Origin of the sequence: Roseiarcus sp. (genome assembly GCF_052145395.1) — a bacterium.
GTDB lineage: Bacteria > Pseudomonadota > Alphaproteobacteria > Rhizobiales > Beijerinckiaceae > Roseiarcus.
This window is the reverse complement of record NZ_JBKQOT010000716.1, coordinates 1-11,997: the sequence shown is the minus strand read 5'-3', so window position 1 is coordinate 11,997 and position 11,997 is coordinate 1. Positions and strand designations below refer to the sequence as shown.

Here is an 11,997-nt window from a genome sequence, read left to right as displayed (position 1 = left end):
GAGCGCAAGGAGCTGACCTCGGGCTCCACCTGGCACGCGGCGGGGCTCCTGCCACTCTTCAACCTCAGCTATTCGGTCGGGCAGCTGCACAAGTATTCGGTCGCGCTCTACAAGACGCTCGAGACCGAGACCGGGCTCGACGTCGGCTTCCGGCAGGTCTCCAACATTCGGCTCGCGCGCACGCGCGACCGACTGGACGAGTACAGGTATTACGCCGGCGTCGCCGCGACGATCGGCGGAATCGAGGTGAAATTCCTGACGCCGAATCAGGTGAAGGCGATCTGGCCGCTCTGCAACGTTGAAGGGATCATCGGCGCGATCCAGCATCCCGAGGACGGTTACATCCAGCCGGCCGACCTGACGCAGGCGCTGGCGCGCGGCGCGCGCGACCGTGGCGGGGAGATCAATCGCTTGACGACGGTGACGTCAATCGAAGGGCAGCGAAGCGGCGAGTGGAAAGTCGTCACCGACAAGGGCGAGATCGTCTGCGAGCACGTGGTCTCGGCGACCGGCAGTTTCGCCCGGGCGACAGGCCACATGGTTGGGATCAACGTGCCAGTCATTCCGGTGCAGCAACAGTACATCGTGACCGAGCCGCATCCCGAGATCGTGAAGCGCAAGGCGCAGGGCCTGCCGGAAATGGGCGTCTTGCGCGAGTCCGATTCGTCCTGGTACATGCGCGAGGAGGCGGGCGGTCTGCTTCTCGGGCCTTACGAGGCCGGCGCGCCGGCTTGCTATGTCGATGGCCCCTCGCCCGACAGCGAGTACGAGCTTTTCCCCGACGACCTCGACCGGCTCTCGTCGCACATCGAGACGGCGATCGCCCGGGTCCCTGCCTTCGGCGAAGTCGGCGTGAAGAAGGTCTACAACGGCGCGATCGCCTACACGCCTGACGGCTCGCCGATCGTCGGGCCCGCCCCAAGATTGAGGAACTTCTGGCTGAACGAAGGACATTCCTTCGGAGTCACCGCGGCAGGCGGCGCCGGCTGGCAGATTGCGGAATGGATTGTCGAAGTCGAGCCGACGATCGACATGCTCGGCGTCGATCCGCGCCGCTTCGGACCTTACGCCGAGAAGGGCTATCTCATCGAGAAGAACAAGGAGGCCTACGCCAAGGTCTTCACCGTTCACTATCCGAACGAGGAGCGCGTGGCGGCGCGTCCCTTACGCCAGACGCCCTGCTACGACCGCATGAAGGCGCTCGGCGCCGTGTTCGGCTCGGTCTACGGCTGGGAGCGGCCGAATTTCTTCGCGCCGGAGGGATACGGGCTCAGCGACGCCGAGCTTGCAAAACCCGACGTGCTTTTGAACGCAAACCATCCCGAGACCAAGCGTGGCGAACGCCCGCGCGAGAAGTGGAGCTTCCAGCGCTCGAACGACTTCACGTTCGTCGGCGAAGAGTGCCGCAACGTGCACGAGAACGTCGGCCTGATGGACATGTCGGCCTTCGCCAAGTTCGAGGTCTCCGGGTCGGGGGCGGAAGCCTGGCTCGATTCGATCCTGACAAACCGGCTGCCGAAGGCCCCCGGCCGCGTGACGCTGACCTATCTTCTCACGGCAAGGGGAGGAGTGCGCGCCGAGTTCACGCTGACGCGCCTTGGCCGCGGGCGTTTCTATCTCGTCTCGGCCGGCGCGCTGGAAACGCACGATTTCGATTCCCTCGAGAAACTTCTGCCGGACGACGGCTCTGTTCGGCTCGACAAGGTGACAACGCAGAGGGGCGTGCTCGTGCTTGCCGGTCCCCGCTCGCGCGAGGCGCTCGCGAAGATCGCCGACATCGACGTCTCGAACGCTGCGTTTCCGTGGCTCACGGCCCGCGCCTGCTCGATCGGCGCCGCAGGCCTTCTTGTTTTACGCGTCAATTTCGTCGGCGAACTCGGTTATGAGCTGCACCACCCGATCGAGATGCAGAACTACATTTTCGACTCGCTTATGGATGCCGGCCGGCCCATGGGGATTAAGCCGTTCGGAATCCGGGCCATGGATTCGTTGAGGCTCGAGAAGTCTTACAGGCTGGTCGGGCGAGAGCTGTCGATCGAATATGCGGCGCTCGAATCCGGACTCGAGCGCTTCGTCGCTCTCGACAAGGGCCAGTTCCTCGGGCGCGAGGCGTTGCTCCAATGGCGGGCCGCCGGCTTCGCCAATCGGCTCATCACGCTCGAGGTTTCCGGCATGACCGACGCCGACGCCCGCGGCTCCGAGCCGGTGACGAAGGACGGCGCTCCGGTCGGGCGCACGACCGCTGGAGGCTACGGCTGGCGGACACGCAAGTCTCTGGCGCTCGCGATGGTCAGGCCTGACCTCGCCGCGCCGGGGACCGAGCTCGAAATCGCTGTCCTCGGCGAAAAGCGTCGCGCGGTCGTGATCCCGGACAGCCCCTACGATCCGGCCAACGCCGCCTTGCGCGAGTGAGCGACACCGACCCGCCTGCCGGTCAAAAGGATTTTCGCGATGGATAGGGCGTCGATTGGTACGCCGCCTTCACCCAGCGCCTCGGATCACGACCGGTTTGCGCGCTTGAGCAGGTCTTCGACCGTCGGCAGAATTCTCCCGACGATCACCGCGACGCCCGCAGCGTTCGGGTGCAGGCCGTCTGGCTGGTTGAGCTTCGGGTCGCCCGCGACGCCGTCGTTGAAGAACGGATAGAGGACCGCGCCATACTGTTGCGCCAGCGCCGGGTAGATCGCGTCGAAAGCCTTGTCATATTCCGCCCCCAGATTAGGCGCGGCGAGCACGCCGGTGAGCAAGGTCGGCAGATGCGCCGTTTTCGCCCGATCCAGGATGGTGGCGAGGGTCTTTTTCGTCTGCTTGGGCTCGAGGCCGCGCAGCATATCGTTGGCGCCGAGCTCGACGATGAGCGCGTCGGCGTCCGGCGGGACCGCCCAGTCGTAGCGGGCGAGGCCGTCGTCGGCGGTGTCGCCGGAGACCCCGGCGTTGACCACCTTCACGTCAAATCCCCTCGCCTTCAGCGCCGCCTCGAGCTGGTTGGGAAAGGCCTTGCCGGGCGGCAGGCCGTAGCCGGCGGTCAGGCTGTCGCCCAGCGCGACGAGCTTCAAGGTCCGCGCAGAGACTGGCGCGGCGCAGGTCAGCGCCAAGGCCGCCACGAATCCCGCGACGAGGGCGGCCGCCTGGACGACTGCCCGCCAATGCCCATATGAGGGCGGCCCCGCCTTCAGGATTTCCGACACGATGAGCCTTCCCGCAGTAGCGATGCGCGGCGTCGATCTCAGCCTTGGCCGAGGCGCCGCCCGGGTGCATATATTGCGCGACGTCGGCCTGACAATCGCCAAGGGCGAGGCGGTCGGGATCGTCGGGCCGTCCGGCTCCGGCAAGTCGACGCTGCTCATGATCATGGCGGGACTCGAACGGCCGGACCGCGGCGAGGTCGCCGTCGACGGCGTGAGCCTCGGGACCTTGGGCGAGGACGCGCTCGCCCGCTTCCGTGGCGCCCGCATCGGCATCGTGTTCCAATCCTTCCATCTCATCCCGACCATGACGGCGCTGGAGAACGTCGCCGCGCCGCTGGAGCTCGCAGGCCAGCGTAACGCCTTCGCCCCCGCGCGGGACGAGCTCGAGCAGGTGGGCCTCAGCGACCGGCTGAGCCATTACCCGGCCCAGCTTTCCGGCGGCGAGCAGCAGCGCGTGGCGCTCGCCCGCGCGCTCTCGCCCAATCCCTCGCTGCTGATCGCCGACGAGCCGACCGGCAACCTCGACGAGGAGACCGGCCGGGCGATCATGGACCTGATCTTCGCGCTCCCCGCCCGGCGCGGCGCGACGCTGGCGCTCGTTACTCACGATCCGGCGCTCGCCGCCCGCTGCGACCGCATCATCCGGATGCGCTCCGGCGCGGTCGAGGACGCGCCGCTGGTCACGGCATGAACGCTCCCCTTGGTTTGCCGCTTTCCCGCAAACGCGCGCCGGTCCTGCGGTTCGCCCTGCGCGACCTGCGGGGCGGCCTCGCGGGCCTGTGGATCTTCCTCGTCTGCATCGGGCTCGGCGTCATGGCGATCGTCGGGGTCGAGAGCCTAGCGAAGGCCCTCGACGACGGCCTTGCGCGGCAGGGGCGGGTCATCCTCGGCGGGGACGCGTCGTTTTCGCTGATCCACCGCCGTTTGGCGCCTGACGAGGCGACCTTTCTCGGCAAAAACGGGAAACTCTCTACCATCGCGACCATGCGGGCGATGGCGCGGACCGAAAATGGCGACGCCGCGCTCGTCGAAGTCAAGGCGGTCGAGCCTTTCTGGCCCTCGATCGGCGCGGCGACGTTTCAGCCCCCGATCCCGCCCGCCAAAGCGCTCGCCGAGAAGGACGGCGTCTTCGGCGCGGCGGCGGAAGAGGCGCTGCTCGCCAGGCTCAATTTGAAGATCGGCGACACGTTCCGCCTCGGCGACGCGAAACTCGTCCTCAACGCAGCCGTTTCGAGCGAGCCCGACCGGCTCGCGGTCGGCGTCGGATTCGGGCCGCGTCTGCTCATATCGCAGGCCGCGCTGGAGGCGACCCATCTCGTGCAGCCGGGGTCGCTCGTGCGCTGGACGACTCGCGTCGTGATGGACGCGGCCGGCGCCCCTCCCGACGAGGCTGCCGTCAAGCGCTTCATGGAAGCAGCCAATCGCGCGTTCCCTGAGGCCGGCTGGGAGACGCGCACGCGCCTCGCCGTGTCGCCCGACTTCAGCCGCGACCTCGACCGGTTCGCCGAGTTCCTGACGCTCGCGGGCCTCTTGTCGCTGGTCGTCGGCGGGGTCGGCGTCGCCAATGCCGCGCAGGGCTTCGTCGAGCGGAAACGCGCGACGCTGGCGATCCTGAAAGCAATCGGTGCGACCGGGACGAGCGTCGTCATGCTCGCCGTGGCCGAGTTTTTGGCGGTCGCGCTCGTCGGCGCGCTCGCGGGCGCGGCGCTCGGGGCCGCCATTCCGTTCGCCGTCGCCGCCCTGTTCGCGGAACTGATCCCGATCCCGCTTAGCCCCTCGGTGGACGCGGGCGTCATCGCACTTGGCGTCGCCTACGGCCTCTTGACCGCGCTCGCTTTCGCTCTGCCGCCGCTCTCCCGCGCGCACGACCTCCCCGTCACGACGCTGATCCGCGACCTCGCCGAGGAGCGGCAGGGATGGCCGCGCGCCCGCTATCTCGCCGTCGCGGCGCTCGCCGCCGGCGCGCTCGTCACGCTCGCCGTGGTCACGAGCCCGCAGCGGACGATCGCGCTCGCCGTCGCCGGCGCGACCCTTGCCGCTTTCGCTGTGCTCCGCCTTGTCGCGCTCGGCCTCGCGCTCGCCGCGCGCCATGCGCCGGCGACGCGGCTGGTGGAGCTGCGGATGGTGCTTTCCGCGATTTACCGGCCGGGGGCGCTGACGCCGTCCATCGTGCTGTCCTTGGGCCTCGGGCTTGCGGCGCTGGTCGCGCTGAGCCTGATCGACTTCAACATGCGCAACGAGCTGAGAGAGACGCTGCCGGGCATCACGCCGAGCTTTTTCTTCCTCGATCTGCGCAGCGCCGAGGCGCCGCGCTTCATCTACTTCCTCAGGCGCGAGGCGCCCGGAGCCAAGATCAGCGAGACGCCGATGATGCGCGGTCGGTTCGTCAGCCTCGCTGGAACGCCGGTCGAGAAAGCGAAAGCGAGCGACAAAGTCGCCTGGGCGCTGGAAGGCGACCGCGGCGTGACCTTCGCCGCGACGCCCCCGGAGGGTTCCGAAGTCGTGGCGGGCCAATGGTGGGCGAAAGACTATTCCGGGCCGCCGCTCGTCTCGATGGAGAAGGAAGTGGCGGAAGGGCTCGGCCTCAAGATCGGCGATTCCGTCGTGGTCAACGTGCTCGGCCGCGATGTGGCGGCTACCGTCGCCAATTTCCGCAAGGTGAACTGGCGCAGCTACGCCATCAACTTCGTGCTCGTCTACTCCCCCAACACTTTTGGGGGCGCGCCGTTCAGCGAACTCGTCTCAACCGCGCTGCCCCCGGCCGACGGCGCCGATAGCGAGATCGCGCTTTTGCGCGCCGCCGCGCGCGACTTCCCGAGCGTCGTCAGCATCCGGGTGCGCGACGCTCTGGAGACCGTGGAGGCGCTTGTGGCCAAGCTCGCTCTGGCGATCCGCGCCGCGACTGGCGTCGCGCTCCTAACCTCCGTGCTCGTGCTCGCCGGCGCGCTCGCGGCCAACCGCCGCGCCCGCCTCGCCGACGTGACGATCCTGAAGATCCTCGGCGCGACGCGGACCCGCCTCAGCGTCCTATTCCTGATCGAATACGCGATTCTCGGCGCGGCCACGGCGACCTTCGCCGTAGCCGCAGGGACGCTGATCGCATGGGCGGTCGTGACCCGCATCATGTTCGCCGACTTCGCCTTCGATTGGGTCTCGGCGCTCGCCGCCGCGGCCGGCGGCCTCGCCTTCACCGTCGTCCTCGGCATGATCGGCGCGTGGCGGATCCTCGGCCAGAAGCCTGCGGCGTTCTTGCGCGAGTTATGATACGAACGGCGTCCGCTTGGTGGGCGTGGGAACGGGGCGCCGCGCCCCAAAAAAGGGAGCGAACGTCGTGGCCTTACTCACCCAGTCCTATGTCCATGGCGCAAGCGCGACGCCGCTTCTCGGCGAGACGATCGGGACGCTTCTCAGGCGCGTCGCGGCGGAGGGGCCGGAGCGGGTGGCGCAGATCACCCGCCATCAGAACGTGCGCTGGACCTACGCCGACCTTCTCAGGCGCTCGGAGGACCTCGCCGTCGGCCTTCGCGCGCTCGGGCTGAAGAAAGGCGACCGGATCGGCATCTGGGCGGCCAATTGCAGCGAATGGGTGCTCGCCCAGTTCGGGACGGCCCTCGCCGGGCTCATCCTGGTCAACATCAACCCGGCCTATCGGGTGCACGAATTCGAATATGCGATCAAGAAATCCGGCTGCCGCGCGCTGATCCTGAGCCCCGGCCACAAGAGCAATGACTATTTCGCCTCGCTCCGTTCGATCGCGCCGGAGATCGACGCCGCCGCCCTCGGCCGCGTCAAGGCGGCTCGGCTGCCGAACCTCGAGATTGTCATCCGTCTCGGGACCGAGAAGACGGCCGGCATGCTCAATTTTGACGAGGTCGCGCGGCTGACGCCCGAGGCCGAGCGCCAGACGCTCATCGATTTCGGCGCGACGCTGCAGTTCGACGACCCGATTAACATCCAATTCACCTCGGGCACCACCGGCGCCCCGAAGGGTGCGACGCTCACCCACCACAACATCGTCAACAACGGCTTTTTCATCGGCGAGGCGATGCGCCTGATCGCCGAGGACCGGCTCTGCATCCCGGTGCCTTATTATCATTGCTTCGGCATGGTGCTCGGCAACCTCGCCTGCGTAACCCACGGCGCCTGCATGGTGAGCCCTTCCGAAGGCTTCGATCCGATCGCCACGCTCGAGGCGGTCGAGGCCGAGGGCTGCACCGGCCTGCACGGCGTGCAGACCATGTTCATCGCGATGCTCGACCATCCTGAATTCGCCCGTTTCGACCTCAGGACGCTGAGGACGGGGATCATGGCGGGCTCCCCTTGTCCGGTCGAGGTCATGCGGCGAGTGGTCGACAAGATGCATATGCGCGAGGTCACCATCGCCTACGGCATGACCGAGACGAGCCCGGTCAGCTTCCAAAGCGCGTACAACGACCCGATCGAGCGCCGCGTTTCGACGGTCGGGCGCATCCAGCCGCATCTCGAGGTCAAGATCGTCGACCACGATGGGCGCATCGTGCCGCCCGGCGTTCCGGGCGAACTGCTTACCCGCGGCTACAGCGTCATGCGCGGCTACTGGGACGACCCGGCCGCGACCGCCAGGGCGATCGACGAGGCGCGGTTCATGCGCACGGGCGACCTCGCGACCATTGACGCCGAGGGCTATTGCAACATCGTCGGGCGGCTGAAGGACATGCTGATCCGCGGCGGCGAGAATATCTATCCGCGCGAGATCGAGGAATTCCTCTACACCCATCCGGCCGTCGCCGACGTGCAGGCGTTCGGCGTGCCGGACCACAAATACGGTGAGGAGTTGTGCGTCTGGATCCGCCGCCGGGAAGGGGCTGAGCTCAACGAGGAGGAGGTGATCGCCTTCTGCCGGGCCTCGATCGCGCATTATAAGGTCCCGCGCTACGTGCGCTTCGTCGACGAATTCCCGATGACGGTGACCGGCAAGGCGCAAAAATTCCTGATGCGCAAGGCGATGATGGACGAACTGGCGCTCGCCGAGGAAAAGACGGCGTGAGCGGCCGCCTTTTCTTCTACACCAAGGGTCGCATTTTGAAGCCGGGAACAGAGTTATCATGCGCCCAGTTGATGGATGCGCTGATCAATCGAAAGGGGCATTTTGGGCCCGCGCCGGATCGCGGCGGCCCAAGTTCTGAGCGCACGGATCAGACTTTCCTGCCCGGCCGTCGCCAAAAGGCTACAATCTTCAGGTCTCGTTCGTATGCTAAAGATTGGGGTTCTCTTGGCAAGCAAGACCTGCGCGCTTAAATGTGCTCTTAACGACGGCGCCGGGACGGATTGGAGAATTCTCCGCCGTCCGTCCGTCACGGGAAGACGATGAACGCAAATTATCGCAACTTCGCCCTGTGGGTGATCATTTTCCTGCTCGTGCTGGCCCTGGTCACCTTGTTCCAGAGCCCGGGCCAGAAGGCGTCGTCGAGCGAGATCACGTTCAGCCAGCTCCTCACTGACGCCGACGGCGGCAACATCCGCGACGTGACCATCGCGGGGCCGGAGATCACCGGCCACATGAAGGACGGCCGCGCGTTCCAGACCTATGCGCCGAACGATCCGACCCTTGTCCAGACCCTGTTCAAGAAGGACGTCGCGATCACCGCCAAGCCGCCGTCCGACGGGAACAACTGGCTCTTGACGATCGTCTCCAGCGTCCTTCCCGTGCTGCTGTTCCTCGGCCTGTGGATCTATATGACCCGGCAGATGCAGGGCGGCGCCGGAAAGGCCATGGGATTCGGCAAGTCGAAGGCGAAGCTTCTCACTGAAGCGCAAGGGCGCGTGACCTTCGAGGACGTCGCCGGCATCGACGAGGCCAAGGAAGATCTGCAGGAAGTCGTCGAGTTCCTGCGCGATCCGCAGAAATTCCAGAAGCTCGGCGGTCGGATCCCGCGCGGCGTGTTGCTGGTCGGGCCGCCCGGCACCGGCAAGACCCTCACCGCCCGCGCCGTCGCGGGCGAGGCGAACGTGCCGTTCTTCACCATTTCCGGCTCGGACTTCGTCGAGATGTTCGTCGGCGTCGGCGCGAGCCGCGTGCGCGACATGTTCGAGCAGGCGAAGAAGAACGCGCCCTGCATCATCTTCATCGATGAGATCGACGCGGTTGGCCGGCATCGCGGCGCGGGCCTCGGCGGCGGCAACGACGAGCGTGAGCAGACGCTGAACCAGTTGCTCGTCGAGATGGACGGCTTCGAGCAGAACGAAGGCATCATCATCATCGCCGCAACCAACCGGCCCGACGTGCTCGACCCGGCGCTGCTGCGCCCCGGCCGCTTCGACCGGCAAATCGTGATCTCCAACCCGGACTTCATCGGCCGCGAGAAGATTCTCAAGGTCCACGTGCGCAAGGTTCCGCTCGCCCCCGACGTCGACCTCAAGGTCGTCGCGCGCGGGACGCCGGGGTTCTCCGGCGCGGACCTGATGAACCTTGTCAACGAGGCCGCGCTGCTCGCCGCCCGGCGCGGCAAGCGGGTCGTCACCCGGCAGGAATTCGAGGATTCTCGGGACAAGATCATGATGGGCGCCGAGCGCCGCACCTTGATCATGACCGAGGAGGAGAAGCGCCTCACCGCCTATCACGAGGCGGGCCATGCGCTGGTCTCCGTCTCGATGCCGGCCTCGACCCCGATCCACAAGGCGACGATTATTCCACGCGGCCGGGCTCTGGGGATGGTGCAGTCGCTGCCGGAGCGGGACCAGATTTCGCAGAGCTACGAGCAGCTCATCGCCATGCTCGCCATGTCGATGGGCGGGCGCGTCGCGGAGGAGCTTATCTTCGGCAAGGACAAGGTGACCTCGGGCGCCGCCGGCGACATCCAGCAGGTGACCAAGATCGCCCGCGCAATGGTCACGCGGCTCGGCTTCTCCGAGAAGCTCGGGACTGTCATGTACGGCGAGAACCAGGACGAGGTCTTTCTCGGCTATTCGCTCGGCCGCCAGCAGAACATCTCCGAGGCCACCGCGGAGACGATCGATCAGGAGGTCCGCCGCCTCGTCCACGAAGCGCACGACACGGCGACCCGCATCTTGACCGAGCGGCGCGCCGACCTCGAGGTGCTCGCCAACGGACTGATGGAGTTCGAGACCTTGACCGGCGACGAGATCGTCGGACTTCTACAGGGCGTGCGGCCGGTGCGCGAGTCGGCCGCGGACCGCGAGCCGCCGGCCCCGCCGCGCGCGGCCGTGCCGTCGACAGGCAAGCCGCGTCCGCTCGGGCCCGATGCAGGCGGCCTAGAGCCCCAGCCGCAGACCTGACGGCGGAAGCAAGCCTCCGAGCGGGCGGAGCCATAAGCCCACCGGGCTTTTTGCGCGGCGCGCTCATTACGGGAGACGCTTCATTTCGTCGCTTCGGAGAACCGAGCGGGGCGCGCTACTCGCCGTTACCAACCGCCATATCCCGCGCCGCGCCTTTGTCGGCGCCAATCCGCGTGACGATGTCTTCGTAAATCCTGTAGTAAACGCTGCGGCGAAAATGGCTCGCCTGTTCCGGGTCGACGGCGTCATGCTCGACCAGATACGGGTGCACGTCGATGAAAACACCGTTTTGATAGTCCTCAACAACCTCTTTCGACCAACGATTCACGTCGGCAGTTGGCTGAAATAGCCACCTGCCAGCGTTGCGAGGCCGCACCCATTCATTTCCGCTGAGGACGAAGAACCGGGCTGCCTTCGGGAGACGATCGAAGACAATTCGGCGATTCTCCTTGAAAAGCTCTTCGGTGATGAGGCCGATCGCTTCGTACTCGCGGCTCATCGTCTGAAAAGCAGAGATCAGCCAGGGCTTCCGGTAGGCCGGGTCTATCTCTACCTCGGTCACCGTAGTCAGGTCGCCGCCGCGGACCGCCGGAAAGGCGTTGAAAGGGACGGCGTGTCCGAGAGTTTTGTGCCGATACAACCACGAATGCGCATCCCCCAGAACGCAAAAAGAAAGACATCGTCGTCGGAACCCAATTCCGCGACAGCTGTCAGGAAATCCTCGTCTTTATATCCGAGGCTGTGTAAAGCTGTCATCGACGACTCGGACAGCCTGTCGAGAGAGTAACGAAGAAAGATTGAGTGATCAATTTTAATACTTATCCCATCGCGCACGAAGACGTATTCCCCTATGACCTTGTCGGTCAGCAACTGGAGATAATGAGCCAGCGCCAGCATTTCACAGCCGCCCCGTAAAACGATTCGTGGAATGCCCTTGACTTCGCCTTTGCGCTCGTCGCTGATTAAACTCCCGTCGAGATGGACCCAGTCAATCTCCCGATCGTCTCCAATGACGTCGGTCAGGACACACCCATTGATGGTCAGATTTGGACGCCCGAGCCGCCGGTACAGCCATGTCTCCACGTGCATTCCGAGCGTGCGGCAAGAAAAACAATAATGGATAAGTTGCGGCGGCTGACCGACCTCTCGCCGCATGATATACAATCCCACAAAGCCATAGTCGCCAAAGCGATCCCAAACGTGCGCTAATCCAGCCTGAATATTGTGCCCAGAAAGCAATTCGCAGAGTTGATGACGCGCGCCGCCAATGTCTTCGGGCAGTCTCAGTTTCGTGAAATTAAGTTGATTTGTTCTGTTAATCAGCTCGATTGCTCGGTCGAGATGTTCCTCAACGTCATAGACAATTTGAACGCAGATTTGACTGGCTCCAAGAAATTCAACCGGGTCTTCGGTCGTCGACTGTATTCGTTGCCGCTCCTCAAGCACTTTGTACTGCTTGAGCCGCGACACCGAGAAATCGTCTTTGCCTGCCAGAAGCGGATCGGAAAGCAATTCTTGTACGCGATTCTCGCAT

At 65.6% G+C, this 11,997-nt stretch carries 8 protein-coding genes; 5 read left to right on the top strand and 3 right to left on the bottom strand.

Annotated features, from left to right (window positions below; genetic code table 11):
• Nucleotides 1-2,412 (top strand): GcvT family protein (locus ACLP25_RS24640; RefSeq protein WP_442471755.1); only part of this gene is annotated, 2,412 nt, incomplete at its 5' end.
• An 86-nt stretch (nucleotides 2,413-2,498) separates the two neighbouring features.
• On the opposite strand, the gene ACLP25_RS24635 is transcribed toward ACLP25_RS24640, so the two are convergent.
• Nucleotides 2,499-3,104, bottom strand: a complete 606-nt coding sequence (locus ACLP25_RS24635) for an arylesterase (protein WP_442471756.1) — start codon at nucleotides 3,102-3,104, stop codon at nucleotides 2,499-2,501.
• Between the two features lie 85 nt (nucleotides 3,105-3,189).
• Here ACLP25_RS24635 and ACLP25_RS24630 point away from each other — a divergent pair, with 85 nt between their 5' ends.
• From ACLP25_RS24630 to ftsH, 4 genes are all read left to right on the top strand, one after another.
• Nucleotides 3,190-3,879: an ABC transporter ATP-binding protein gene (locus ACLP25_RS24630; RefSeq protein ID WP_442471754.1), complete on the top strand. Its 690-nt coding sequence runs from the start codon at nucleotides 3,190-3,192 to the stop codon at nucleotides 3,877-3,879.
• Nucleotides 3,876-6,452 carry an ABC transporter permease gene (locus tag ACLP25_RS24625; protein WP_442471753.1) on the top strand — a complete coding sequence of 859 codons (2,577 nt, stop codon included), beginning with the start codon at nucleotides 3,876-3,878 and terminating at the stop codon, nucleotides 6,450-6,452. Before ACLP25_RS24630 ends, ACLP25_RS24625 begins: the two co-directional genes overlap by 4 nt.
• 67 nt (nucleotides 6,453-6,519) lie before the next feature.
• Nucleotides 6,520-8,214, top strand: coding sequence for an AMP-binding protein (locus ACLP25_RS24620; protein WP_442471752.1), 1,695 nt, complete (start codon nucleotides 6,520-6,522; stop codon nucleotides 8,212-8,214).
• Between the two features lie 320 nt (nucleotides 8,215-8,534).
• Complete coding sequence (gene ftsH, locus ACLP25_RS24615) at nucleotides 8,535-10,463, top strand: ATP-dependent zinc metalloprotease FtsH (protein WP_442471751.1); 1,929 nt, start codon at nucleotides 8,535-8,537, stop codon at nucleotides 10,461-10,463.
• A 115-nt stretch (nucleotides 10,464-10,578) separates the two neighbouring features.
• On the opposite strand, the gene ACLP25_RS24610 is transcribed toward ftsH, so the two are convergent.
• Both ACLP25_RS24610 and ACLP25_RS24605 read right to left on the bottom strand, forming a co-directional pair.
• On the bottom strand, nucleotides 10,579-11,025 hold the full coding sequence (locus ACLP25_RS24610) for a hypothetical protein (RefSeq protein ID WP_442471750.1): 447 nt from the start codon (nucleotides 11,023-11,025) through the stop codon (nucleotides 10,579-10,581).
• Nucleotides 11,026-11,030: 5 nt separating this feature from the next.
• Nucleotides 11,031-11,997 (bottom strand): hypothetical protein (locus ACLP25_RS24605; RefSeq protein WP_442471749.1); only part of this gene is annotated, 967 nt, incomplete at its 5' end.

What these genes read in the sequence shown, in the direction of transcription:
- ftsH (WP_442471751.1), top strand. Translation starts at nt 8,535, where the DNA reads ATGAACGCAAATTATCGCAACTTCGCCCTGTGGGTGATCATTTTCCTG.
- ACLP25_RS24625 (WP_442471753.1), top strand. Translation starts at nt 3,876, where the DNA reads ATGAACGCTCCCCTTGGTTTGCCGCTTTCCCGCAAACGCGCGCCGGTC.
- ACLP25_RS24630 (WP_442471754.1), top strand. Translation starts at nt 3,190, where the DNA reads ATGAGCCTTCCCGCAGTAGCGATGCGCGGCGTCGATCTCAGCCTTGGC.